The 23,674-nt window shown below is 58.3% G+C and carries 24 protein-coding genes; 6 read left to right on the top strand and 18 right to left on the bottom strand.

Going from position 1 to position 23,674, the window contains the following annotated elements; all coding sequences use genetic code 11:
• Position 1 precedes the first annotated feature (1 nt).
• Genes ACR0D7_RS10885 through ACR0D7_RS10865 form a run of 5 tightly spaced genes read right to left on the bottom strand, consistent with a single transcriptional unit; the run spans position 2 to position 6,021 of the window.
• On the bottom strand, positions 2-1,612 hold the full coding sequence (locus tag ACR0D7_RS10885) for an ABC transporter ATP-binding protein (protein ID WP_480679030.1): 1,611 nt from the start codon (positions 1,610-1,612) through the stop codon (positions 2-4).
• Entirely contained in the window at positions 1,609-2,424 is an 816-nt protein-coding gene (locus tag ACR0D7_RS10880; RefSeq protein WP_480679029.1) for an ABC transporter permease, read from the bottom strand. Before ACR0D7_RS10880 ends, ACR0D7_RS10885 begins: the two co-directional genes overlap by 4 nt.
• The gene (locus ACR0D7_RS10875; RefSeq protein WP_480679028.1) at positions 2,421-3,368 is read right to left on the bottom strand and encodes an ABC transporter permease; all 948 of its coding nucleotides are present in this window, start codon (positions 3,366-3,368) and stop codon (positions 2,421-2,423) included. The genes ACR0D7_RS10880 and ACR0D7_RS10875 overlap by 4 nt, the downstream gene beginning before the upstream one ends.
• A gap of 40 nt (positions 3,369-3,408) precedes the next feature.
• A complete protein-coding gene (locus ACR0D7_RS10870) occupies positions 3,409-4,479 on the bottom strand; it encodes a ligand-gated ion channel (protein ID WP_480679027.1) in 1,071 nt (356 codons plus the stop codon).
• Positions 4,480-4,539: 60 nt separating this feature from the next.
• On the bottom strand, positions 4,540-6,021 hold the full coding sequence (locus ACR0D7_RS10865) for an ABC transporter substrate-binding protein (RefSeq protein WP_480679026.1): 1,482 nt from the start codon (positions 6,019-6,021) through the stop codon (positions 4,540-4,542).
• Positions 6,022-6,194: 173 nt separating this feature from the next.
• Between ACR0D7_RS10865 and panB the strand changes: the two genes are divergently transcribed.
• From panB to glpK, 3 genes are all read left to right on the top strand, one after another.
• Positions 6,195-7,034: a 3-methyl-2-oxobutanoate hydroxymethyltransferase gene (panB, locus tag ACR0D7_RS10860; RefSeq protein ID WP_480679025.1), complete on the top strand. Its 840-nt coding sequence runs from the start codon at positions 6,195-6,197 to the stop codon at positions 7,032-7,034.
• Positions 7,031-7,873, top strand: coding sequence for a pantoate--beta-alanine ligase (gene panC, locus ACR0D7_RS10855; protein WP_480679024.1), 843 nt, complete (start codon positions 7,031-7,033; stop codon positions 7,871-7,873). The genes panB and panC overlap by 4 nt, the downstream gene beginning before the upstream one ends.
• A 67-nt stretch (positions 7,874-7,940) precedes the next feature.
• Positions 7,941-9,419: a glycerol kinase GlpK gene (gene glpK / locus ACR0D7_RS10850; protein ID WP_480679023.1), complete on the top strand. Its 1,479-nt coding sequence runs from the start codon at positions 7,941-7,943 to the stop codon at positions 9,417-9,419.
• A 16-nt stretch (positions 9,420-9,435) separates the two neighbouring features.
• On the opposite strand, the gene smpB is transcribed toward glpK, so the two are convergent.
• The 10 genes from smpB to ACR0D7_RS10800 form a co-directional block, all read right to left on the bottom strand.
• On the bottom strand, positions 9,436-9,918 hold the full coding sequence (gene smpB, locus ACR0D7_RS10845; protein ID WP_170382128.1) for an SsrA-binding protein SmpB: 483 nt from the start codon (positions 9,916-9,918) through the stop codon (positions 9,436-9,438).
• A gap of 47 nt (positions 9,919-9,965) precedes the next feature.
• Positions 9,966-10,508, bottom strand: a complete 543-nt coding sequence (gene idi, locus ACR0D7_RS10840; RefSeq protein ID WP_480679022.1) for an isopentenyl-diphosphate delta-isomerase — start codon at positions 10,506-10,508, stop codon at positions 9,966-9,968.
• 205 nt (positions 10,509-10,713) lie between these two features.
• Positions 10,714-11,127: a c-type cytochrome gene (locus ACR0D7_RS10835; RefSeq protein ID WP_170571376.1), complete on the bottom strand. Its 414-nt coding sequence runs from the start codon at positions 11,125-11,127 to the stop codon at positions 10,714-10,716.
• Positions 11,128-11,241: 114 nt separating this feature from the next.
• Positions 11,242-12,258, bottom strand: coding sequence for a P1 family peptidase (locus ACR0D7_RS10830; RefSeq protein ID WP_480679021.1), 1,017 nt, complete (start codon positions 12,256-12,258; stop codon positions 11,242-11,244).
• An 81-nt stretch (positions 12,259-12,339) separates the two neighbouring features.
• Positions 12,340-13,086, bottom strand: coding sequence for an SDR family oxidoreductase (locus tag ACR0D7_RS10825; RefSeq protein WP_480679020.1), 747 nt, complete (start codon positions 13,084-13,086; stop codon positions 12,340-12,342).
• Positions 13,087-13,140: 54 nt separating this feature from the next.
• Positions 13,141-13,560: an alternative ribosome rescue aminoacyl-tRNA hydrolase ArfB gene (arfB, locus tag ACR0D7_RS10820; RefSeq protein ID WP_170382133.1), complete on the bottom strand. Its 420-nt coding sequence runs from the start codon at positions 13,558-13,560 to the stop codon at positions 13,141-13,143.
• Positions 13,561-13,824: 264 nt separating this feature from the next.
• Positions 13,825-14,469: a queuosine precursor transporter gene (locus tag ACR0D7_RS10815; RefSeq protein WP_480679019.1), complete on the bottom strand. Its 645-nt coding sequence runs from the start codon at positions 14,467-14,469 to the stop codon at positions 13,825-13,827.
• Positions 14,470-14,560: 91 nt separating this feature from the next.
• Positions 14,561-15,445, bottom strand: coding sequence for an esterase-like activity of phytase family protein (locus tag ACR0D7_RS10810; RefSeq protein WP_480679018.1), 885 nt, complete (start codon positions 15,443-15,445; stop codon positions 14,561-14,563).
• The gene (mepA, locus tag ACR0D7_RS10805; RefSeq protein ID WP_480679017.1) at positions 15,418-16,281 is read right to left on the bottom strand and encodes a penicillin-insensitive murein endopeptidase; all 864 of its coding nucleotides are present in this window, start codon (positions 16,279-16,281) and stop codon (positions 15,418-15,420) included. The genes ACR0D7_RS10810 and mepA overlap by 28 nt, the downstream gene beginning before the upstream one ends.
• Entirely contained in the window at positions 16,278-17,645 is a 1,368-nt protein-coding gene (locus ACR0D7_RS10800) for an MFS transporter (protein ID WP_480679016.1), read from the bottom strand. The genes mepA and ACR0D7_RS10800 overlap by 4 nt, the downstream gene beginning before the upstream one ends.
• Positions 17,646-17,774: 129 nt before the next feature.
• On the opposite strand from ACR0D7_RS10800, the gene ACR0D7_RS10795 reads away from it, so the two are divergent.
• From ACR0D7_RS10795 to yaaA, 3 genes are all read left to right on the top strand, one after another.
• On the top strand, positions 17,775-18,062 hold the full coding sequence (locus ACR0D7_RS10795) for a YggT family protein (RefSeq protein ID WP_170382138.1): 288 nt from the start codon (positions 17,775-17,777) through the stop codon (positions 18,060-18,062).
• A gap of 77 nt (positions 18,063-18,139) precedes the next feature.
• Positions 18,140-20,179 carry a DNA helicase RecQ gene (recQ, locus tag ACR0D7_RS10790; RefSeq protein ID WP_480679015.1) on the top strand — a complete coding sequence of 680 codons (2,040 nt, stop codon included), beginning with the start codon at positions 18,140-18,142 and terminating at the stop codon, positions 20,177-20,179.
• A gap of 33 nt (positions 20,180-20,212) precedes the next feature.
• Positions 20,213-20,983 carry a peroxide stress protein YaaA gene (gene yaaA, locus ACR0D7_RS10785; RefSeq protein WP_480679014.1) on the top strand — a complete coding sequence of 257 codons (771 nt, stop codon included), beginning with the start codon at positions 20,213-20,215 and terminating at the stop codon, positions 20,981-20,983.
• Here yaaA and ACR0D7_RS10780 read toward each other — a convergent pair.
• The 3 genes from ACR0D7_RS10780 to ACR0D7_RS10770 are packed head-to-tail and all read right to left on the bottom strand — an operon-like array spanning position 20,974 to position 23,649.
• Positions 20,974-21,099: a VOC family protein gene (locus ACR0D7_RS10780; RefSeq protein ID WP_480679013.1), complete on the bottom strand. Its 126-nt coding sequence runs from the start codon at positions 21,097-21,099 to the stop codon at positions 20,974-20,976. The two genes, yaaA and ACR0D7_RS10780, sit on opposite strands and share 10 nt — an antisense overlap.
• A gap of 6 nt (positions 21,100-21,105) precedes the next feature.
• Entirely contained in the window at positions 21,106-21,432 is a 327-nt protein-coding gene (locus ACR0D7_RS10775) for a VOC family protein (RefSeq protein WP_480679012.1), read from the bottom strand.
• 9 nt (positions 21,433-21,441) lie between these two features.
• The gene (locus ACR0D7_RS10770; RefSeq protein WP_480679011.1) at positions 21,442-23,649 is read right to left on the bottom strand and encodes a response regulator; all 2,208 of its coding nucleotides are present in this window, start codon (positions 23,647-23,649) and stop codon (positions 21,442-21,444) included.
• Positions 23,650-23,674: the final 25 nt, after the last annotated feature.

The following is a 23,674-nucleotide window of genomic DNA, read 5'->3' as shown; positions in this document are numbered from 1 at the left end:
TCTAACAAATAGGTTTATCCATATTTCTACCAATTTCAGGCAGTGCCGGCGCGGCCTGAATCAGGCTTTGGGTATAGGGGTGTTTCGGCTCCGAAAAGACCTGTTCTGTCTCGCCGTGTTCAACGATCCTACCCGCTTTCATGACCAAAACTCGGTCAGTGATCGTGCGTACGACACTCAGATCATGGCTGATGAAAAGATAGGTCAGATCATAGGCGGCGCAAAGCTCGGCCAGCAGATCCAGAATTTGCGCCCGGACCGAAACATCCAGCGCCGAGACCGCCTCATCAAATAGGATCAGTTCCGGGCGGATGATCAAGGCACGGGCAATGGCGATCCGCTGCCGCTGCCCGCCCGAGAATTCGTGGATGTATTTGCTGGCATCATTGGGGCTGAGACCGACAGCCGTCAGTATATCGTCGATACGGTCCTGTCGTTCCGCCCCGGTTGGCGGCGCGTCCAACAGATAAAACGGTTCGGTGATCAGACGCGCGACGCGATGGCGGGGATTGAAGCTGCCATAGGGATCCTGAAACACCACCTGCACCTTGCGACGCACATCCCGGTTGGGTGTGTGGCCCGAAAAGACAGGCTTACCGTCCAGCCGAATTTCACCGCTCTGTACGTCCTCCAGCCCTAATATTGCCTTTGTTAGGGTCGATTTTCCGCAACCAGACTCACCGACCAATCCCAGTCGCTCACCCCGATTGAGGGTGAAGCTGACATCATTCACCGCACGGTGCTGGCCCGGCACCCCGAACAGACGTTTCCTGGGCAGACGATAATCACGAACGACATTTCTAACTTCAAGCAATGGGCGCGGCTGTGGCGGTTCTGGCAGCGCCACCTGATGGCCCGAGGCTTCAAACAACATGCGGGTGTAAGGGTGCTGCATGTTGTACAACAAATCGGTGGTTGCCCCGCTTTCGACCACCTCGCCGTGCCGCATCACAACAATCCGATCTGCCAAATCGGACACCACCGCCAGATCATGGGTGATCATCAGCAACCCTATGCTATATTCCCCCACCAACCCTTTAAGCAGGTCGAGAATTTGCGCTTGCGTGGTCACATCCAGCGCCGTTGTCGGCTCATCCGCGATCAACAGCTTTGGTCGGAGGGCGATGGCCATGGCGATCACCACCCGCTGACGTTGCCCCCCGGACAGCTCATGCGGATAGCGTGACAGAGGGAAACGGTCAGACGGCAAACCGACACGGGTCAGGACCTCTTTGGCGCGTTCGCGGGCTTGCGCACGGGGCATGGCTTTGTGAATCAGGATGGTCTCCATCACCTGATCGCCGATGGTCTTGACCGGGTTGAGCGCCGTCATCGGTTCCTGAAACACCATCCCGATGGACGCGCCGCGCAGGGCGCACATCTCGGCCTCAGGACGGCTCAGCAGGTCTTGGCCCTCGAGCCGGATTGATCCTTCTGTTTTGGCTCCATTGGGCAACAACTGCATCACCGCCAATGCGGTCATAGATTTGCCCGAGCCGCTCTCACCTGTTACGGCCACGATCTGGCCTAGGTCGACGGAAAAACTGACCTGTTTCAGGATTTTCGTCCCGTGGATGGCCACAGACAGATTTTCGATCTGCAGCAAACTCATACGCGTGCCACCCTGATCCGTGGGTCCAACCAGTCGCGCAGCCCGTCGCCCAGCAGGTTCAATCCCAGCACTGTGATGATGATCGCCAAGCCGGGAATCAGAGCCAAATGCGGGGCAAAACTGACCATTGTCTGCGCATCGGCCAGCATTCGGCCCCAGCTGGGCGTGGGCGGCTGCGCACCCAAACCGACATAGGACAACCCGGCTTCGGCCAGAATGCCCAAGCTGAACTGGATGGTTCCCTGCACAATCAGCAGGTTCGCCACATTGGGCAGGATATGTTCGGCCGAGATGCGCGCTGCACCTTTGCCTGACACACGGGCGGCGAGAATGAACTCACGCTCCCACAGCGACAGAGCCGCGCCGCGGGTTATGCGAGCGAAGACGGGAATGTTGAAAATGCCGATGGCGATGATGGCATTGATGGCTCCGGCACCGAATACGGCGGTGATCAGGATGGCGATAACCAGCGAGGGAAAGGCAAAGACCAGATCATTGCCGCGCATGATTACCTCATCAAGCCACGACCCCTTACGCGCCGCTGCAGTCAGGCCAAGGGGCACGCCTAGCGCCATGCCGATACCCACCGCCACCAATGCCACGGCGATGGACGTCCGCGCACCGACCATGATCATCGAAAACATGTCCCGGCCAAAGTGATCGGTGCCAAACACGTGCTGCGTATTTGGCGGCTGTAGTTTTCTGGGAATGTTCAGCACCGCGTGGTCATAAGGCGTCCAGACGAACGAGATCAGCGCCGCCAGCAAAACCAGAGAAGACAGAGTCGCACCAAGGATTAGATTGCGCCTCATGTCCGGCTCCTCAGGCGCGGGTCAACGGCGGCATAGGCCAGATCAACCAGAAAATTCACAGTAATGACGGCGAAGACCAGAAGCATGACAACGGATTCAACCACGATCAGGTCACGCGCCGAAATGGCCTGAAACACCAACCGGCCGAGACCGGGTAAATAGAATACCTGCTCGATGATAATCGACCCGGCCAGCAGGAAAGAGAACTGTAAACCGATAATGGTCAGTACCGGGATCAGCGCGTTGCGCACCCCATGCCGCCACAGCGCCTGACGACGCAACAAGCCCTTGGCGCGCGCAGTGCGCATGAAATCCTCACCCAGGATATCCAGCAGGGAAGATCGCATGACCCTTGCCAGAATGGCCGCCTGAGGCAAGGCCAGCGCAATGGCGGGCAAGGTCAGCGAGTGTATTCCGGCCAAGAACCCTTTGTCCCAACCAACGAACCCTCCGGCGTTGAACCATCGCAGATCGATGGCAAAGATCAGCACCAGCATCATCGCGAACCAGAAATTCGGCACCGCGATACCCAGTTGCGTCGCGCCCATGACTGTCAGGTCTCCGGGTTTACCCCGGCGGGCTGCTGCATAGATTCCGGCTGGAAAGGCGATCACGGTGGACAGTGCCAGCGCATAAAGCGCCAGTGGCAGAGACACCCACAGCCGGTCCGTGATCATCTGCGACACCGGCGTGCGATAGGTGTAGGAGGTGCCGAAATCCCCCACTACCATGCCGCCTACCCACGTAAAATAGCGCTGCACTTTAGAGCCGTCCAACCCAAGCTCGGCCCGCAGCGCGGCTAGCGTATCCTCTTGTGCATTCACGCCCAACATGAATGAGGCCGGGTCGCCCGGTGCCACCTCGATCACTGAGAAAATGACAACCGAAGCAACCGCGAGGCTGATCAGCAAAGATATCAGACGTTTGAGGGCATAGCGGAGCATTGAGACCACGTTAGGATCACATATCTCGCGGGTCCAGCACCTAAGGCACCAGCAGATAGGCAAAAATCGCATAGCCGACGATGGCGGCATAGCCCAAAGGATAGATCCACTTGATCGCGTAATTGTCCAGCATTCTCGCCCCATCCTCTCGCCCAGAGACCTTCAACTTGCGCAAGGCCACGTTGAACACGATCAACGCCCCGGTCATCAGGAACATGCATTGCAGAACAAAATCCAGAAAGGTCAGGTATCCAAGCTTGGGCAGGTCGGCAGAAATCGCCCAATTGAAGGCTACAAAGACCAGCAGGTTGCCCCCGGCGATCTCAATCCGGCGTCGATATTCATCGAGGAAAAACAGCGCCCAGCCCACTGTAATCAGAACCAGCATCGGCAGGAAAACCCGGATCACGTAATAGGTCAGGTGACGGTGGCCCTCAAACGCCAGCGCAATCTGATCGCTGTCGCGACCGGACAGGCCAATGACTGTCGAGTGTTGAACCCTTGCGTTGTCCAGTATCCACTCTTCTTCTCCCAGCAAGTCACCGAGGCCGGAAAACTCTTCAAGCGGGTAGTAAGTCACGTAGTCGGACGGAAAAACCGACACGACTTCGAAAAAGAACTGTTGCGTGTCGAAAGGGTATTTGCGGAAATCAAAATGCGGGGCCTGCAAAGTCAGCGAAGATTTTTCGACATAAACCACCTCGCCGTCATGGCGCAGCGACGCTGCAGATTCGTGTATCCATTTGTTGGACTGCTGGTTATGGACAACAAAGGCCGGTACAATCGCCCCAAGACCACGCGCGTGATCGGCCAATGCCGGAGGGTTGAAGACTTGGAAGTCCCGCCCGATTGCCTCGCGATCAAAAGCCAGCGCCGGATCGGTCCACTCAGCCCGCAGAACAACCACAGCACCGTAATTCTCGGCCTTCTGATCTACGCTTGTGACCTGATCAATGCGGATGCCAATACCTACCTCTAACGGGTTTTCAGGCGTGCCGACCAGCGTCCCCAGCCCGCGCTCTAACCCATTCTGTGCCAATACCTGACCACCGCTGAAAGAGATCAGGCACACGGCTAAAACAATAATGCAAATGGCGCGGACCACGGTCATGTTCAGGCTCGCTCTAATATACACAAACCCGAGGCTACCGATTGCAGCCTCGGGAACTGGTTATTCGGACCAGCTGATTTGGGTCAGGTCGATGGCAGCGGTGGGTGCATTCTTCCACAACCCCTGCACACCCGCCTTGGCGACCCCCAGCTTGGCCAGTTGGAACAGGTAGCCATTGACAAAGTCATTGGCGATCAGACGCTGCATTTCACCCAGCAGCTTTTTACGCTCGTCCGGGTCGGTCGTTCCGTTCAGAATATCCATCAGCGTCTGCGCATCCAGGCTATCATACTGGAAATAATAGTCAGGGCGCGCGTAGATGCCGATATCCATCGGTTCGGTATGACTGACGATGGTCAGATCATAATCCTTGCCCTTGAAAACTGTTTCCAGCCACTGCGCCCACTCCACGTTGATGATCTCGGCCTTGATGCCGACTTCGGCCAACTGCGCGGCGACGATCTCACCCCCGCGTCGGGCATAGGATGGCGGTGGCAAGTGGAGTGTGGTCTCAAACCCCTTTTCATAGCCCGCATCTGCCAGCAGTTCGGCGGCCTTCTTCGGGTCATAGGCCGAGGTGCCAGTCAGATCGACATAGGCCGGGTTATGAGGCGCAAAATGAGTACCGATCGGGGTGCCGTAACCAAACATCGCGCCATCAATGATCGCTTGCCGGTCGATCGCATGGGCCAGCGCTTGCCGCACGCGAATATCGTCAAAGGGCGGTTTCTTGTTGTTGGTCGACACGATGGTTTCGCCTTCGGTTGTGCCAACAAGCACCTGAAAGCGTGGATCGGCCTCGAACTGAGGCAGGTTTTCAGGCGCAGGGAAATTGTCGAACACGTCCACATCCTCGGCCATCATCGCAGCAAAAGCGGCAGTCGGGTCCGAAATGAACTTAAATGTAGCTGTCTCTAACGCAGGCTGATCACCCCAGTAGTTCGGGTTTCTGTTCAGCGTAATGCTGTCGCCCTGCACCCAGTTGCCAAAGGTGAAGGCCCCAGTGCCCACGGGGTTGGTCTTGATAGTGTCGATACTGTCAGCCGAGACGATCACTGCATCGCCCCAGGCCATATTGAACAGGAAATTCCCGGTAGGCTCGGACAGGGTAACCTTGACCGTCAGAGGATCGACAACCTCAACGCTTTCAATGGCTGCAAACAGCGCCTTTTGCGCATTGGCACTGTCATCAGCCGTGGCACGATCCAAGGTGAACTTGACGTCTTCGGCGTCCATGGTGGTGCCATCGTGGAACGTGACGCCATCATGCAGCTTGAATGTATAAACGGTACCGTCCTCGGATATCTCCCAGCTTTCGGCTAGGCCCGGCACGACCGAACCATCCCCCATAAACCGGGTCAGACCCTCGAAGATATTTGTGTACACCACGGAATCGATCGCCTGCGCTGCAGCACTTGTGGGATCCAGATGCGGGGGCTCAAGCTGCATCGCGATGGTGATATCGGACTTGGCCAATGCCCCGGTAGCAAAGACGCTGGCCCCCAGCGCCAGTGCGGATGCAAATGATCGCAACGTCTGCATGGTTAAAAATCCCCCCGTCTGAAATAGCTGAACCCGCTGTTTTACGGGCGTTTCTTTAAACAATGTCCCCTTAAATCTCGGGTCAATCAAGGGAATGTTCGCGCAACCGGGGTTTCTATAACCATGCGCAATCTGCTATGCCGCGCTGCAACATGAACCCCGGAGGAGCGACCATGAGCGCCACCGCCCGTAAAAAAGCCCCAAATGCCGAGGACATTCGTGCCCGAAAAGGCACGGAACCACTGGTCAGCCTGACCGCCTATACCACGCCGATGGCGCGGCTGATGGACGCCCATTGCGATTTCGTTCTGGTGGGCGACAGCGTCGGCATGGTGCTACACGGGTTGGAATCGACCCTTGGTGTGACGATGGAAATGATGATCCTGCACGGTCAGGCCGTTGCCCGCGGCCTGCAAAAGGCAATGATGGTCATCGACATGCCCTTTGCCAGTTACGAAGAAAGCCCTGCACAAGCTTTTCGCAATGCCGCCCGCCTGATGGCGGAAACCGGCGCGGGGGCGGTCAAGCTGGAAGGCGGGGTCGAGATGGCCGAAACCATCCGCTTTCTGGTCAAGCGCGGCATCCCGGTTATGGCGCATATCGGCCTGACGCCGCAATCGATCAACACGCTAGGTGGGTACAAAGTTCAGGGCCGTGACGAACAGGCCGAAGCCGTTCTTGCCGATGCCCGCGCTGTGGCCGAAGCTGGTGCGTTTTCTGTCGTGCTTGAGAAGGTGCCGCAGGGTTTGGCCGACCAGATTACGGCCGAGGTCGCTATCCCGACCATCGGCATTGGTGCATCTGCTGGGTGCGACGGGCAGATTTTGGTGGTGGATGACATGGTGGGCTTTTTCACCGCCTTTAAACCGAAATTTGTCAAACGTTATGCCGAGCTTGGCCCCCTGGCCGAAGCCGCCATCGCCGAATACGCCGCCGAAGTGCGCGCCCGCGCCTTTCCGGCCGACGAACATGTCTTTGCCGATCAGGCTCCTTCAAAAGGGCCCAAGGCATGACTGCCCCTATCCTGCGCCGTCTGTCCGACCTGCGCGCGCTGACTACCGAATGGCACCGCAATGGTGAAACCATCGGCGTTGTCCCCACCATGGGCGCGCTGCATCAGGGTCATCTGTCACTGGTCGAGGCCGCAAAGGCCGGCACCGACCGGGTGATCGTGACGATTTTTGTGAACCCCAAACAGTTCAACAACCCCGAAGATCTGGCCAAATACCCGCGCACCGAACACGAGGATGCGCAAAAACTGGCCCCTTACGGTGTCGATGTGATCTATGTTCCTGAACCCGAACAGATCTATCCGCAGGGCTTTGCCACCAATGTCTCTGTGACCGGCCTGACCGATGTGATGGAGGGTGAGTTCCGCCCCGGCCATTTCGATGGCGTCGCCACCGTGGTTGCGAAACTATTCCTGCAAACGCAGGCAGATCGAGCCTATTTTGGGGAAAAAGACTATCAGCAGCTGATGATCGTCCGCCGCATGGCTCGCGATCTGGACATTCCGATCGAAGTGATCGGCTGCCCCACGGTTCGCGAGCCCTCGGGCCTTGCGATGTCATCGCGTAACCTGCGTCTGTCGCCCGACGGTTTGGCGATTGCTGCCAATAAGCATCGAATCATGCAGGGGATAGCCCAATCGCTGAAGGCCGGGGCCAGTTTCGATACGCTGGCCGCAAAAGCCGAGACCGACCTGCTGGCGGCAGGGTTCACTCAGGTGGAATATGTGCAGCTGCGCTGCGCCGAAACGCTTGAGCCTCTGACCCACGCAGACCGACCTGCGCGACTGTTCGCGGCGGCCTGGGCGGACGGGGTGCGCTTGATCGACAATATTCCTGTCTGAACGCACTGGTCCGATTGTCGTTGTTTGCGCTAAAGTCCCGCAAAACCAAACGGGAGGGGCGCGAGGAATGACGTATATTCTCGCCATTGATCAGGGCACCACATCATCACGGGCCATTTTGTTCGACGCGGATATGCAGCGCGCAGGCACCGCGCAGCATGAGTTCACGCAGCATTTCCCGCAAGAAGGATGGGTTGAACACGACGCCGAAGAAATCTGGGACAGCGTTCTGCGCGTTTGCCGCGAGGTGATGGAGACGACCGGTGTTACCCCCGATCAGATCGCCGGGATTGGCATCACCAACCAGCGTGAAACCACCGTCGTCTGGGACCGCGCCACTGGCAAGCCGATCCACAATGCCATCGTCTGGCAGGACCGCCGCACCGCCGAGATCTGCGCGCGCTACAAGCAGGCGGGGTGCGAGGATGACGTGACCGCCCAGACCGGTTTGCTGCTCGACCCATATTTCTCGGGTACCAAGGTCAAGTGGCTGCTGGATACAGTCCCTGGCGCGCGCGAAAGGGCCGAGGCCGGCGAATTGATGTTCGGCACCATCGACTGTTTCCTGATCTGGCGACTGACCGAGGGGCGCAGCCATGCCACTGACGCGACCAACGCCGCGCGTACCTTGCTGTTCGATATCCACAAAGGTGAGTGGAGCACAGAGATCTGCGATCTGCTGGACGTGCCCTTGAACATGCTTCCAGAAGTGCACAATTGCGCCTCGGATTTCGGGAATACGACCCTATTAGGGGGGAATATCCCGATTCTGGGCGTAGCCGGAGATCAGCAGGCGGCCACCATCGGACAGGCCTGTTTCCAGCCGGGTATGATGAAATCGACCTATGGAACGGGCTGTTTCGCGCTGTTGAACACAGGCGACAAACCGGTCGAGTCGAAAAACCGGCTACTCACGACGATTGCGTATCAATTGGACGGCAAGCGCACTTATGCGCTGGAAGGCTCGATCTTTGTTGCCGGGGCCGCAGTGCAATGGTTGCGCGATGCGTTGCAGATCATCGAGTCGGCCCCGGAGAGCGGTGAACTGGCGCAACGGGCCGATCCGAACCAACACGTTGTTCTGGTGCCTGCCTTCACCGGGCTCGGAGCGCCATATTGGAAACCCGATTGCCGTGGCGCTGTCTTTGGCCTGACCCGCAACTCGGGCCGCGCGGAATTCGCCAAGGCCACGCTGGAGAGCATCGCTTATCAAACCCGCGATCTGTGGCACGCCATGCAGGGCGACTGGGGTGCCGAAACCGACGTGATCCTGCGTGTGGACGGAGGTGCCAGCGCCTCGGACTGGGCCATGCAGGGGCTGTCGGACTACTTGGGCGCTGAGGTGGACCGCCCGGTCATGCAGGAAACCACCGCCCTTGGCGCCGCGTGGCTGGCCGGAATGCGGGCGTGTGTTTACCCGGATCAGCAGGGGTTTGCGGAAACCTGGGCGCTGGATCGCCGGTTCGAGCCGGAACTGCCCGCCGAGGATCGGGACGCCGCCTATGACCGTTGGAAACGCGCCGTATCCGCAGCGATGGCATTCTGAAACCGGGGTAGAAGGATCAGCTGTGATCCTTCATCAGCCGCTGTTTCTGACGTGACCAGTCGCGCTTGGCTTGAGTTTCGCGCTTGTCGTGTAACTTTTTACCCTTGGCGATGCCTATCTTCAGCTTTGCCCGACCCTTGTGATTGAAATACAAAACCAGCGGCACCAGCGTCATGCCCTTGCGCTGCGTCGCGTTCCACAGGTTCGACAGCTCTTTGCGCGAGACCAGCAGTTTGCGGCGGCGGCGTTCTTCATGCTTGAAGACCTTCGCCTGCTCGTAGGGCGCGATATAGCTGTTGATTAGCCACAGCTCTCCGTCATCAACCGAGGCATAGCTCTCGGCGATGTTTGACCCACCCGCGCGCAGGGATTTGACCTCGGACCCTTCCAGCACGATGCCGCACTCGATATCCTCTTCGATCGCGTAATCGAAGCGCGCACGCCGGTTCTCGGCGATGACTTTGTAATTCGGGTCAGTCTTTTGCTTTTGCTTGGCCATGACGCGTTGATTTAGGCGGCTTGGGCGGCCCTTGCAAGCAGAGGATGTCAGGATGAGGCCGAGATGATCAGATCAGGGCCAAAAATCGTGTCGGCGTGATTATGCAAGTAAATCTTCAACCACGGTGTGAACCGATCCGGATGGCGCTGCACCTCGGCCAGAAGATCGTGGTAATCGACCCAGCGGATATCCATGACTTCGCCCGGGTTAAGCTCGATTTTTAGCGGGCCGCGGACATGCGCAAGAAAGATGTCGACGACTTCGTGTTCGATCATGTTGTTGCCGACATCAGCGTGGTATTCCAGCCGGTGCCGGTATTCAGGGTACAGGCCGGTGATACCCAGTTCCTCTCGCAGACGACGCACGGCGCATTCCGAGGGCGTCTCACCCCAATCCGGATGAGTGCAGCAGGTATTCGCCCACAAGCCTGGCGTATGGTATTTTCCCAAGGCCCGGCGCTGCAGCAGAATCTCAGTGCCACGGACAACAAAGACCGACACCGCCTTGTGCCGGAGGCCCTTTTCATGCGCCTCAAGCTTGTCCACGGGGGTCAACTCGCCATCAACCCAGGCCGGGATCATGATTCCCATCTGTCGTCTCCTGCTGCCGATCCGCCAAAGCGGCGGGATGTACGGAATTGGCTGCCGCCGGATCGGCTTGGCTTTGCGAAATCATGCAAAGACATGATGAACCGCGCATCCTCAAGGTGGCGCTGATCCATCCGGTTATCAATCGCACGAAAGGCCGCAGGGGCTGCGGCCTTTTGTAACTTCTCTATTGAATGTGTTTCAGGCGTTATTCGCCAGACACGCTGACGATATAGGCGTAAACGTCCTCGGCGCCCGACTTTAGCTTGAAAGTCATTTTGGACTTGGCAGCGGTGTCATCCAGATAGGTTTTCAGGAAACCTTTGGGGTCCTGCGCGTATTCGACAAAGGTGGTTTCATCCCAGACCAGACCGTTTTCACCTGCGGCCACGATGCTGTCACCGTATTTAAAGCCTTCGACGGTGCCTGCAGTACGGCCTGCAACGCCATACAGGTTCGGCCCGGTCTTGCCGCCTTTGACGATCACTTCGCCAGCAGGGTCAGCAATCAGGTGGCAGGATTTACATTTATTGAAAGCCTTCTTACCGGCTTCGGCATCACCTTCAGCATAGGCGGGAAGGGCCAACAGGCCGACGATTGCGGTAGCGAGGATGCGATTCATAGCTTTTGCTCCGATACAAATTTGGCTGCACCGAATGGACCGTCGGCGCAAAAAAGAGTCAACGCGCGGATTGCCGCGCGGGCGCACTGTGCCACTGCGGCATATAGGCCGTCCTTAACTTAAGTCATGTGGAGCAGACCAGCAGGGCAAAAGATCACCTGCCGCCGGTGTCGCCAGATAAATCGCCCGCGCGATGGATCTTGCCAAACAGATCGCGGCCGCATGTCCGATCAGCCCAAGCTCGGCTTCAGCATTCACCGACTGTGTGCCGGTACTAACGCCAAAGACCAGATCTCCATCGCCCGGTGTGTGTGCGGGCAGGATGGCACGGGCGATACCGTCATGGGCAGCCACCGCCAGCCGTTGGCACTGCGGCTTTGAGAGGGCAGCATCAGTGGCAACGATGGCAATAGTGGTGTTACCTTTTTCAGGCTGAGCCAATCGCATGGCTTGCGCCTTGCGGCTCGGCGCGGGCATACCCAACCCGGTGCTGGAATCAGGCCCTAACCCGCCGAACTCACCGTCGAATTCGAACGGCGCGGCCCAGAAATGGCGATCTCCCGGCGTGGTCACGCTGCCCAATGGATTGGCGGCAACCAATGCCCCAACGGTCACGCCCGAATCCAGAACCAGCGAGGCAGAACCCAGCCCGCCCTTGTGCCGAGCGGCCAGTGCCCCGGCCCCTGCACCAGCTGTTCCCAAATCAAAATCTTCGGCAGCTTGCTCGAAAGCCGTTTTGCCCAAGGTGCGATAGGGGTTTTCACCCCACCCCTTATCGCCACCATTCAACAGGTCGAACAGGATTGCACCCGGCACGATCGGCACAACCGCATCACCCACCAAATACCCTCTGCCCTGAGCCCGCAATGCATCCGACACGCCAGAACAGGCATCCAACCCAAAAGCAGAGCCACCGGACAGGGTAATGGCGTCCACTTGCGCGACGGATTTATCCGGGGCCAGAAGATCGGTTTCCCGCGTACCCGGTGCGCCACCCATGACGTGCACGGAGGCCGTGAAAGCCTGACCCGAGGTCAGAACAGTGGTGCCGGATTTCAAAGCCTCGTCCTGCGCATTGCCGACCAGAAGGCCCGGGACATCGGTGATCAGGTTTCTGGGTCCGGGGGTCATTTCAACCTCAGGCGCGTTGGTAGGAAAGCGCGCAGGCGCGCTGCCTCCGGCGGGGATATTTTTGGCCAGATGAAGACCGGATCAGATACAGCGGCCACCGTCGACCTCCAATGCTGTGCCGGTGATCATGCTGGCCTCGTCCGAGCACAGGAAACAGGCTGCGTTGGCCATATCCTCAGGAGTGGAAAAGCGGCCCAATGGGATAGTCGAAAGGAACTTTGCGCGCATCTCGGGCGTGTCCTCGCCCATGAACGATTTGAGGAGCGGCGTTTCTCCGGCTACTGGGCAAATTGCGTTTACGCGTACGCCGGACGGCGCAAGCTCCACAGCCATCGTTTTGGTCGCGGTGATCATCCAGCCTTTGGAGGCGTTGTACCAGTTCAGGTTTGGGCGCGGCGACAGACCCGCCGTCGAGGCCACGTTCAGGATCGCACCTGCCCCTTGTGCTTTCATTGTGGGAACCAAAGCGCGGGCGGTCAGGTAGACCGATTTCATATTCACGCTGAAAACGCGGTCGAAATCTTCTTCTGTTACATCTTCCAGCGGCATTGGCAGATGAGTGATCCCCGCATTGTTGACCAAAATGTCCAGATGCCCAAACCGATCCATCGCGATATCGGCCATGGACTGTACCGAGGCAGCATTCGCCACATCAACCATATGAGCAACCGCATTCGGGCCAAGTTGATTGGCCTGCACTTCGGCTGCGTCGCCGTTGATGTCGGCGATGATGACCCGCGCACCTTCGGACAGGAATTTCTGCACGATCCCGGCACCAAAGCCCGACGCACCTCCGGTGACGATTGCGGTTTTTCCCTCTAACCTCATGATCTTGCTCTCCCCTACAAGACCAAAGTAGCAAGGACCCACGAAGTTTCCAGATCAATCTTCCGAGACTTTACCGCGCAGTGCCTTCACATCCGCCCGTGCCTTTTTCGCGGCCAACCGCCGTTTAACCGAGCCGTAGGTGGGCTTGGTAGCGATCCGTCGCTTGGGTTTAACCAATGCTCGGGCAATCAACTCTGCCAGCCGAGAGCGGGCAATTTCGCGGTTTCGGGCCTGGCTGCGGGTTTCCTCACACTGAATGATGATCGCACCATCCTTGGTCCAGCGCCGCCCAGCCAGTCGTTTCAGCCTGTTTTTGACTGGATCGGGCAAGGAGGGCGAGCGCGCAGCCTCGAACCGCAATTCTACGGCAGTCGAAACCTTGTTGACGTTCTGCCCGCCGGGACCGGACGAGCGCACAAAGCTCTCGGTCATTTCCCAGTCTTGCAGGGCGATATCATCGGTGATGCGCAACATGGGTTAGACCTTATCCGGCACGGGCAGAAACAAAAAGGGCCGCCCCGGCGGGACGGCCCTTCGAAAGTATAAGGAGGTCGGGTCGGTTAGATCAATCGACCAGCCGGAGCGAGCGCTCCGCCAAGGGCTGCCTTAACAGGCGATCCCCCCGGTTGTTCCGACACCTCTCTCCAATCTCTTTCTCGACACTGGATCACCTCTTTTTCTATCTGTTGTGGTTAACTTTGAGCCTGACACAAGATGCGCCATTCTCAAAGCACTTTTTTACGCAGGCTGAGCGGTCAACCGCGCAACGATCACCTTGAAGGGGATCAGCGCGATCAGCGCCAGCGACAGTTTCACCAGCCAATCCGCGAAAGCCAGCGTTACCCACAGAGGGGCCATCGGACCGGTCAGCATGAATGGCACGGGCTCCCACGCCCAGTTGATTGCGGCGTCTGCGTTGGCGCCGAAGAACGTGACCGAGGCCGAGAATGCGATGGTGAAGAAGATCGCGGTGTCCAACGCCGAACCGACCAAGGTTGAAACCAGCGGCGCGCGCCACCAGCGGCCACCACGCATCGCGTTAAACACGGTGACATCGGTCAGTTGCGCGATCAGGAAAGCCGTTCCGGACGCGACTGCGATCCGCAGAGGCACGGCGGCATAGGTAAAGCCATCGCCCTGCAGCATGATCTGGCTGCCGACCAGCGAGCAGACGATACCAGTGACAAACCCGGCAAAGACGACCTTGCGGGCCGGGCCTACGCCATAGACGCGGTTCATGATGTCTGTGACCAGGAAGGCCAGCGGATAGGTGAAAGCACCCCAGGTCAGCAGACCGTCAAGGATCAGGAACTGGACCAGGATGTTTGAGGCCACAACAATGGCGGCCATGGCAATGATGCCGGGAATAAAGCTGCGTTGCATTTTCAGATGCCCGTTTTGACAAGGTAGCGGCGACTTGGCCTCGGGCTCATCCCAAGGCAAGCCGTGCGTTTAGACCTTTGGCTGACCCGAGTCAATCAGGCAGAAGGTATTCCACCAATTCGGTACGCTGCAGGGCCATGAAATTATCATCCGAGACCATCGTGGCCCGCAGCCGCCCCTGATCATCGCGCCAGACGGACAGCCCTTCAAGGTTGTCATGCGCGCCAGTACCGGTCGTGAAAAGAGTTTCCTCGGCAATTGGTTCACCCTTTGTGATCTGCCATCGTCTCAGGCGTGACTGAAAGCCGATTAGGGAAAGCTTGCGCTCCAAAACATAGAACCTGCCATCGGGTCCGAAATCCGCAGAGACAGGCAGGAAATCACCTCGCTGTGGCAGCACGAATGGCGTCGACCAGACTTTTCCGTCCCAGCGATAAACCGGGATGTCGCCCTGATCGGTCCGGCTTTTTTCAGGCAGGGTGTATAACCATCCCTTTCCGTCTATTGCCAGCGCTTCGAGTGATCCATTCCCTCTTAGACCCTTGAACGCTTTGGGGCGCGGCAACACCTGCGCATTTGCACCCGGAGCTGCATAGCGGGCTACGCGATGCACCCCTTCGAACGAGATGAAAAAGCCGCCGTCCGACGTGACGGCGATACCTTCAGAGTCCCCCGCTCGTCCAGAAAGGGGACGACCTGTACTGGACAGAACAGGCCAGTTTCCAGTAATCCGAACGCCGGTGATATTATCTCGGTCCCGGGAAATAGCGGCGCGCACCAATACCGCTCGGTCGCTCAGCACGATCATCTGATGACCATCGTCCGAGATATGCAGGGCCGAAAACCCTCCAAACCAATCAGCGCTATGCCGCCAGGCAAAACTGCTCAGGTGTGTTGCCGTCTTGACCTCGACCGCCCATGCCGAAGCAGCCCACAGCAATGCCGAGCTTAGTTGGATTGCAAAACTGAAGCGCATTGCTGAGGCAAATCGGCCAGAACATACTCCCGGCGTTTCTTCGGTGGTGGTGCGTTTGGATCGGGTGGCGGCGGGTTGAGGATATTACGCACCCATTGCTGTGCCTCGGCACAACCATCCCCTTTGGGCGGCGGGTCCTGATTGACACAGCCGCGCGAGCCCTTTGGACATTTCAGGCGCACATGGAAATGATAGTGATGTCCCCACCACGGCCTGATTTTTCGCAGATAGGCTCGATTGCCTTTCTCATCATTGCACATCTGAACCTTGGCGCCGGGAAAAACAAAAATCCGCGCCACGCGCTTGTCCTTGGCGGCTTCGCGCAGGACGGCATGGTGCTGTTTGGTCCAGCTGCCATTCACATAGGCCCCGTTAGCGCGGCGCAGAGAAACGGACGAGATATTCTCGCGCGCCTTGCGCGACAACCGCATGTTGTCGCCGGGCAGCATCCAGATATCGATGTCCAGACCCAGTTGGTGAGAGCGGTGGCCAGATGTCATCGGCCCACCCCGCGGCTGGCTAATATCCCCGATATAGAGACCATTCCATCCTGGCTGTTTGGCCGCGAATTTACTGAGGTCCTGCACGTAATCGACCGCCTCTGGGTGCCCCCAATTACGATTGCGCGACAGGCGCATGGCTTGCCATGTAGGTCCTGTCTCGGGCAGTTGCACCGACCCGGCGGCGCATCCGCGCGAATAACTGCCGAAAGCCGCCGCATTTTGTTGTGAACTTTGCTTCTGCGCCCCGAACAATTGCTTGGCCAGGGGTTGTGCCCCCACCGTGCCTGCCAATGTCATCGCGGCAATTACTGCCAAAAAACGTAGTAAAATCATCTGCTCTGATCCCCTTCCGGTTTAACCCAGCGCATTAGGAACAGTCCCAGAATAAACAACAGAATGATCGGTGACACCCCCAGACGCGCGCTGCCGGTCATGGTTGTGGCAAACCCGATCAGTAATGGTGCGGCAAAGGCGGTCGCGCGGCCTGACAGACCATAAAGTCCAAAGCTTTCAACCGGGGCCTTGGGATCGGTGTGGCGTACCATCAAGGAACGACTGGCCGATTGCAAAATGCCCCCCATGCCGCCAATCAGAATACCGCAGCCGAAGAACACCATGTCTGGCAGGCCCGAGCCTTCGGTCAGGGGGATGCCGTAAATCTGCGTCCGATCCATCGAAACGACGGTAATACAGACAAAGATCAGCACCCATATGGCCACCAAAATCACCGGTTTAGGGCCGTATCTCTTGTCCAGCTTGCCGCCAATCCACGCAAAGATGGCCGAGGCGAGAACGCTGACAATTCCGAAAACGCCGATCTTGATCAGATCCCACTCCAGCACCAGTCGTGCATAGACACCGCCAAAGCTGTACAGCCCGTTCAGCGCGTCGCGGTAGAACATCGAGGACCCCAGATAAGTCGCCAAACTCACCCGGTGACGCAGCGCTGCCACTGATTTACCCAGTAACCGCAGCGCCTCACCCACGCTGCCCTTCTTTTCGGTGTTCGGGTCGTCCCGAACCCACAGGAAATAGGGAACCATAAACAAGACGAACCAACCGGCGGTAAACGGTCCGACAAAACGCGTACCCTCACGCGTCGCGGCCTCCAGCTCGAACAAAGGGTCCATTCCGACCAGCGTCTTACCGTTGGGCTGCTCCACGAATAGCGCCAGCATGATCGCAAGAGACAGCAGGCCCCCAAAATAGCCGAAGGCAAAGCCTGAACCTGAAATCTCTCCCACCTCGTTGTCATCGCCCAGATCAGGCAGCTGAGAATTGATGAAGATCAGCGCATATTCCGCGCCCACAAAACCCAGGCCAAAGGCCGACAGCATCAGCCACATGTTCGAACCGTCGGGCATCGTGTACCACAACGCGGCTGAGCCAACGGCATACATCGCTGAAAACGCGAATATCCACGGAATGCGCCGACCTGACACATCCGCCATCGCGCCCAAAAGCGGCGCGCCAAAGGCAATAACCAAACCGGTGATGGTCAGGCAATTGGCCCAGACCGTCTGCGCCCGCGCCGCGGCGGCCTCGGCATCCAATCCGGTTCCGGCGAAATACCCTGCCGCGACACCGGCGAAATAAGGGCCAAAAACAAAGGTGACCAGAAGCGTGTGATAGGGCTGACTGGCCCAATCGAAAAACCACCAACCCCAAATACGCCTGCGCTTGGAAATTTCTGCCATGACCGCCCCTGTTTTTGTTGCGCTCATAAGACGAACCTTTGACCCATTTCGCAAGCGTTCTGTTGGCGCGGGCTTGCTCTTTGTCGCAGGGGCGCTTACCTCTCGTCTCAACGACTTACCGGAGGCCCCATGCTGTCGCTGATCCAAATTCTGCTGCTGATCCTGGACATTGTCTGGTTCATCATTCTTGCCCACGTGATCATGAGCTGGCTGATCAATTTTCAGGTGCTCAACCTACACCAGCAGTTGGTCGCGCAAATCTGGTACGGCCTGAACCGGATTTTAGAGCCAATTTACGGCCCAATCCGACGCGTTCTACCCAATATGGGTGGGCTGGATCTGACGCCTTTGGTTGTGCTGATCGGGGTCTATGCGCTGCGGATCATTCTGATCAACAATGCGCCCTACTTCTACTGACCTCTTGTTCACCGAATCTTAGTATGTGATTGTCCTGTCTTAAGAGCAGATAAACCTTAAAACAGGGCAATCCCCACATGTTCGACGCCGCGCCTATGCTGCGAGATGTCTTTGGATTCGACGACTTCCGCCCCGGTCAGGAAGAGATCGTCGATGCCGTCACGCTGGGCGAAAACGTGCTGGCGATCATGCCCACTGGCGGCGGCAAATCCCTGTGTTTCCAATTGCCTGCTCTTCTGCGCGACGGGGTGACCGTGGTGATCTCGCCCCTGATCGCCCTGATGCGCGATCAGGTCCGTGGTTTGCAGGAAGCAGGGGTCGAGGCTGGCGCGCTGACCTCGGGCAACACCCCCGAAGAAACCGATGCCGTGTGGGAAGCGTTGGAGGCCGGGCGGCTGAAACTGCTGTACATGGCACCCGAACGTTTGGCTGCGGGGTCAGCATTGGGGATGTTACGGCGGATCAATGTCAGCTTGATTGCCGTGGACGAAGCCCACTGCGTCAGTCAATGGGGTCACGATTTCCGCCCCGATTACTTGCGGATCGGAGAGTTGCGGCGTGCATTGAACGTGCCGCTGGCCGCCTTCACCGCCACGGCGGATGCGGAAACGCAAGATGAAATCGTTCAGAAGCTGTTCGACGGCACTGCGCCACGCAAATTCCTGCGCGGGTTCGACCGACCGAATATTCATCTGGCCTTTGCTGCCAAAGACGGACCGCGCAAACAAATCCTCGACTTTGCCGCTGCCCGCAAAGGACAATCCGGCATCGTCTATTGCGGCACGCGCAACAAGACCGAAGTGCTGGCGCAGGCCCTACGCGCCGAGGGACACGTGGCCTGCCACTATCATGGTGGGATGGAAGCCGAAGATCGCCGCATCGTCGAAACCCGCTTTGCCCGAGAGGATGGGCTGATCGTTGTCGCCACCGTGGCCTTTGGCATGGGGATCGACAAACCTGATATCCGCTGGGTTGCCCATGCGGACCTGCCCAAATCCATTGAAGCCTATTATCAGGAAATCGGGCGCGCTGGGCGCGATGGCGGCCCTGCTGAAACCCTGACCTTGTTCGGCCCCGACGATATACGCCTGCGCCGCTCGCAAATTGACGAAGGATTGGCCCCGGCTGAACGCCGCATGGCGGATCACGCGCGCCTGAATGCACTCTTGGGATTGGCCGAAGCGCTGGAATGTCGCCGCAAGACTCTGCTTGGGTATTTTGGCGAAAATATCGCGCCATGTGGCAAATGTGATCTGTGTGACTCGCCGCCCGAGATATTCGACGGCACCACACCCGTCCGCATGGCTCTGTCCGCGATCCTGCGCACCGAGGAGTGGTTTGGCGCGGGCCACCTGATTGACATACTTGTGGGCAATGAAACGGATAAAGTTCGCGCCCGTCGGCATGACAATCTTTCCACTTGGGGCATCGGCAAAGAATGGTCGCGCCCACAATGGCAGGCGATCTTTCGGCAGATGATGGGGCACGATCTGGTCCGACCCGACCCCGAGCGCCACGGTGCCCTGCGCATGACCGAGGCCGCCAAGCCGATCCTGAAAGGTGAGGCGCAGATCAGTCTGCGCAAGGACACAATCCGCAAGGCCACCCGCCGCCCCGCCGTCAAGGCAATGGTGACCGAGGAAGACGCGCCTCTGCTGTCGGCACTTAAAGCCAAACGCCGCGCACTGGCGGAATCCGCGCGCGTGCCTGCCTATGTCATCTTCCCTGACCGTACCCTGATCGAAATGGCCGAGACCCGCCCCATGACGCTGGACGAGATGGCCCGGATCGGCGGCGTGGGCGCGAAAAAGCTGGAGCGCTATGGCGACACTTTCCTTGAGGTGATCGCTGGTGAGGCCGCGACCCTGCACCCTGCCCGCCGTAAACTGGCAGGCCGGGATCAAGGCGAAATCTATGACCAATTGCTGGCCGTGCAGAACGATCTGGCGCGAGGGCCGGAAGGTATCGACAAGCCGCTGACCTGCTCGGCCTCGCAACTGGCCAAGGTCGCACAACTGCGCCCCAATGATCCGCGCGGGATGGAGCAAGTGCTGGGCGACCGTCGTCACGAAAGGTTTGGTGCCGCATTTCTGGACGTGTTGCGTCAAGCGGGCTAGATACCCAGCATCAGGCAAGGAATGAGGGCGGATATGCTGGTAGTGGTTTCCCCGGCCAAGCGGCTGGATTGGGCAGAACGGGACATTGAGGTCACGCAACCCGACTTTCAGGATGACGCGATCCGGCTATCGAAAACCGCACGCAACCTGACGCTGGGCGATCTCAAGAAACTGATGGACCTCAGCGATGATCTGGCGCGCCTGAACCGCGATCGGTATCGTGCCTTTTCCGATACCCCGGAGGCAGACGTGACCCGCCCTGCGGCGCTGGCCTTTGCGGGAGATACCTATCAGGGTCTGGAAGCGGCCTCGTTGGATGCTGATGAAATGGCCTGGGCGCAGGATCACCTGCGTATTCTGTCTGGCCTTTATGGTGTGTTGCGTCCTTTGGACGCCATTCAGCCCTACAGGCTTGAGATGGGCAGCAAGCTGAAGACCCGGCGCGGCAAGAACCTGTATGAATACTGGCATGACCAGTTGAGCAAGGCCCTGAACGCGCAAGCGGCCGAGATCAACTCGGATGTTCTGGTGAACTGCGCCAGTCAGGAGTATTTCGGGGCCGTCGACCTGAAAGCGCTGAAATTGCGGGTGGTCACCCCAGTTTTCATGGAAGACAAGGGCGGCACCCCCAAGATCGTCAGTTTCTTTGCCAAGAAAGCACGCGGTGCTATGGCGCGCTATATCATTCAACATCGGCTGTCAGACCCCAAGGGTCTGCTAGATTTCGACACCGGTGGTTATGAATACCGTCCCGACCTATCGGAAGAGGACAAACCCGTCTTCGTGCGGCCCTATCAGGCCTGATCCAGCATTGAAGGGTCATAGGCGACCAGTTCAATGGTGTTGCCCTCAGGGTCTTCGGTGAAAATACCGCGCCAACCGATCCAGCCGAACTGTTCAACGCGATAGGGTTGGCCCATTTTATCCTACCACCGCATCGCGGCTTCTTGCTCGGCAAACGGCAGCGAGAGCGCGATGTGGTGCAAGGATGATCCGCCCCCGGTCACAGGAGTGCTGTCGCCCGCTGGGTGCAATCCGGGCCGTGGCGCTGCTGTGTAGTGAAACAGGGCCAACACCTGTGTGTGCCCGCCAAACCCCTCGGCAATACGAAAAAAGGTAATGGCGGCGTTGTGATCACCAGACAGGCGCTGAAGTCCAATTACATTTTCATAAAACTCAACCATGGCACCCATATCGGCGCAGCGAATGGCAATCTCGCCTAATGCGCGAGGGTGAAATCCACGGTCTGACATGGGTCCAACCTAATCAGCCTCAGACCCTTCGGCAATCACTGGCAATGCTTCCTTAGGGCGGTGATCCAGAATCATCTGGTGGATTTTCCGTTTTTGCAGCGGCTTGGTCAGGTAATGATCCAACCCAGCCGACAGGATGCTCTGATCATCCCCGGCCATGGCATGGGCAGTCAGAGCGACGATTGGCACGTGCCGCCCTGTTTCAATCTCGCGCCGCCGGATTTCGGCTGTGGCCTGTTTTCCATCCATCTTTGGCATTGAGATATCCATGAAGATCAAATCCGGATCGAAGTGCTGATGCTTGGCCACCGCCTCGGCCCCATTGCCCGCAAATTGCAGGTCTATGTTCAGGTCCTTGACCATCTTTTGCAGGATCAGCTGATTGGTCCTGTTATCCTCGGCCGCCAGCACGCGCATCTGGCGTTGGCCTCCTGCGGCGTCCTTCGAAGAGGTTTCCGGGGCAACTGACACAGTTTCCCGCGGCACCGAAATCTGACCCAACGTGCTGAGGCGCGAATAGAGTTCGGCCCGAGGGATCGGTTTCTGCAGAACTCCTTCAATCAGATGGCGGGCCGGGCTGGCGTGGATGACGCCGGGATTGGCCGACATCACCACAACAGGCAGATCACCCCATCCACGATCTTTCAACGTCGTTGCCAATTCCAGCCCGTCCATATCCGGCAGGTCATGATCGCACAGCACCAGATCGACAGTATCATCAACCGCCGCAAGTGCCTCTCGCCCCGAAGCGCAAACGGTGACCCGTGATCCCAGCCGCCCCAATTGTTTGGTCAGAATAGCGCGGTTGACCGCCATGTCCTCGACTAGGAGCACGTGGTGCAGGTGGCCCGCCAGATCGGGTGGCGCAGGTTGTGGGCATTCTGCTGCAGGCAAGGAAACCCGGAAACCAAAGCACGATCCTTGCCCCGGCTCGCTTTCGACCCACACAGCGCCACCCATCAGAGTGATCAGACGCTTGGTGATGGCCAGACCCAGCCCGGTACCTTCGAATTCACGGTTCTTCTCATCCTCGACCTGATTGAACTCTCCAAAGATGTGCCCGATCTTGTCGGTTTCGATGCCGATACCGGTGTCCTCGATCGCCACGTGTATATCGCAAACATTAGTTTCAGAATTGGGAACTCCGGTCACCCGGATCAGCACGTGACCCTCTGACGTGAACTTGACAGCGTTGCCCACCAGATTGGTCAGCACCTGCCGCACACGGCCGGGATCGCCCACGAACAAGGTCGGCAGGAACAGGTCATAATCGACCATCAAAGATAGCCCCTTGTCGCGAACGCTGGGTTGCAGCAGCATCGCGACCTCAAGAATGCAGCGCTCAAAGTCGAACTGTTCGGGGTGCAGGACCATCTTGTCGGCTTCAATCTTGGAATAATCCAGCACGTCGTTGATGATCACCAGCAGCGCTTCACCCGAGTTGCGAATGGTGTTGAGATACAGCCTCTGATCCTCGTCCAGAGGCGTTTCCGACATCAACTCGGCCATCCCGACAATGCCGTTCATTGGGGTTCTGATCTCGTGACTCATATTGGCCAGAAAAGCCGATTTGGCCCGGTTCGCCGCCTCTGCCCGTTCGCGGGCGGCCTTTAGCTCGGTTTCCTGCCGGACCGCAGCGGTGATATTCAGACCCAGACTAACCACATCGCCGCCATTGCCGCGCTGGTCAATCATCTTGAAATACTCTCCGTTCCATAGCTTGATCACAACCGAGTCGGGCTGCGGCTGCGCCCAGCGCCTTAACATTCGAGCCTGCCACTCCACCGGTGATTCCGCGCCGATGTCTATCAGCCCCTCTTCGGTCAGAATCTCAAGAATACGGGCATAAGAGATGCCGGGCGCAACCTCATCCAGACCGTCAAACAGGCTAAGATACGTTGCGTTGGCACCAATCAGGCGGCTTTGGTCATCAAAGAACGCAAACCCGTCCTGAATGGTCTGCATCGAATGCCACAAACGACGCTCGGCCACTTCGATCTTGGCATTGGCCTCGGTCAGATCGGATTTGACTTTTTCATTCTCATCCCGAACCGTCTCGACCTCGGCCTGGGTTTCGCCGATGCGTTTGGTCAAGGCCATCGCGTGCTGACCCAGCTTGCGGTTAGCCGCCGACAGTTCGGCTTGCTTCATCTCCAACAGGCGCTCGGCCGTCAGCCGCGCACGCCGTTCCTGTGCCAGTTTGGTAGCAAGACTCATCTTTGGCGATCCCAGATACTTTGCA

It is taken from the genome of Ruegeria sp. BB7, assembly GCF_056539365.1.
Note: the sequence above shows the minus strand (reverse complement) of the source record. Positions and strands in the feature narration are given on the sequence as shown.

Bases quoted from the DNA above. Each gene is read 5' to 3' on its own strand.
- ACR0D7_RS10885 (WP_480679030.1), bottom strand. From the start codon at position 1,612: ATGAGTTTGCTGCAGATCGAAAATCTGTCTGTGGCCATCCACGGGACG.
- ACR0D7_RS10880 (WP_480679029.1), bottom strand. From the start codon at position 2,424: ATGAGGCGCAATCTAATCCTTGGTGCGACTCTGTCTTCTCTGGTTTTG.
- ACR0D7_RS10875 (WP_480679028.1), bottom strand. From the start codon at position 3,368: ATGCTCCGCTATGCCCTCAAACGTCTGATATCTTTGCTGATCAGCCTC.
- ACR0D7_RS10870 (WP_480679027.1), bottom strand. From the start codon at position 4,479: ATGACCGTGGTCCGCGCCATTTGCATTATTGTTTTAGCCGTGTGCCTG.
- ACR0D7_RS10865 (WP_480679026.1), bottom strand. From the start codon at position 6,021: ATGCAGACGTTGCGATCATTTGCATCCGCACTGGCGCTGGGGGCCAGC.
- panB (WP_480679025.1), top strand. From the start codon at position 6,195: ATGAGCGCCACCGCCCGTAAAAAAGCCCCAAATGCCGAGGACATTCGT.
- panC (WP_480679024.1), top strand. From the start codon at position 7,031: ATGACTGCCCCTATCCTGCGCCGTCTGTCCGACCTGCGCGCGCTGACT.
- glpK (WP_480679023.1), top strand. From the start codon at position 7,941: ATGACGTATATTCTCGCCATTGATCAGGGCACCACATCATCACGGGCC.
- smpB (WP_170382128.1), bottom strand. From the start codon at position 9,918: ATGGCCAAGCAAAAGCAAAAGACTGACCCGAATTACAAAGTCATCGCC.
- idi (WP_480679022.1), bottom strand. From the start codon at position 10,508: ATGGGAATCATGATCCCGGCCTGGGTTGATGGCGAGTTGACCCCCGTG.
- ACR0D7_RS10835 (WP_170571376.1), bottom strand. From the start codon at position 11,127: ATGAATCGCATCCTCGCTACCGCAATCGTCGGCCTGTTGGCCCTTCCC.
- ACR0D7_RS10830 (WP_480679021.1), bottom strand. From the start codon at position 12,258: ATGACCCCCGGACCCAGAAACCTGATCACCGATGTCCCGGGCCTTCTG.
- ACR0D7_RS10825 (WP_480679020.1), bottom strand. From the start codon at position 13,086: ATGAGGTTAGAGGGAAAAACCGCAATCGTCACCGGAGGTGCGTCGGGC.
- arfB (WP_170382133.1), bottom strand. From the start codon at position 13,560: ATGTTGCGCATCACCGATGATATCGCCCTGCAAGACTGGGAAATGACC.
- ACR0D7_RS10815 (WP_480679019.1), bottom strand. From the start codon at position 14,469: ATGCAACGCAGCTTTATTCCCGGCATCATTGCCATGGCCGCCATTGTT.
- ACR0D7_RS10810 (WP_480679018.1), bottom strand. From the start codon at position 15,445: ATGCGCTTCAGTTTTGCAATCCAACTAAGCTCGGCATTGCTGTGGGCT.
- mepA (WP_480679017.1), bottom strand. From the start codon at position 16,281: ATGATTTTACTACGTTTTTTGGCAGTAATTGCCGCGATGACATTGGCA.
- ACR0D7_RS10800 (WP_480679016.1), bottom strand. From the start codon at position 17,645: ATGGCAGAAATTTCCAAGCGCAGGCGTATTTGGGGTTGGTGGTTTTTC.
- ACR0D7_RS10795 (WP_170382138.1), top strand. From the start codon at position 17,775: ATGCTGTCGCTGATCCAAATTCTGCTGCTGATCCTGGACATTGTCTGG.
- recQ (WP_480679015.1), top strand. From the start codon at position 18,140: ATGTTCGACGCCGCGCCTATGCTGCGAGATGTCTTTGGATTCGACGAC.
- yaaA (WP_480679014.1), top strand. From the start codon at position 20,213: ATGCTGGTAGTGGTTTCCCCGGCCAAGCGGCTGGATTGGGCAGAACGG.
- ACR0D7_RS10780 (WP_480679013.1), bottom strand. From the start codon at position 21,099: ATGGGCCAACCCTATCGCGTTGAACAGTTCGGCTGGATCGGTTGGCGC.
- ACR0D7_RS10775 (WP_480679012.1), bottom strand. From the start codon at position 21,432: ATGTCAGACCGTGGATTTCACCCTCGCGCATTAGGCGAGATTGCCATT.
- ACR0D7_RS10770 (WP_480679011.1), bottom strand. From the start codon at position 23,649: ATGAGTCTTGCTACCAAACTGGCACAGGAACGGCGTGCGCGGCTGACG.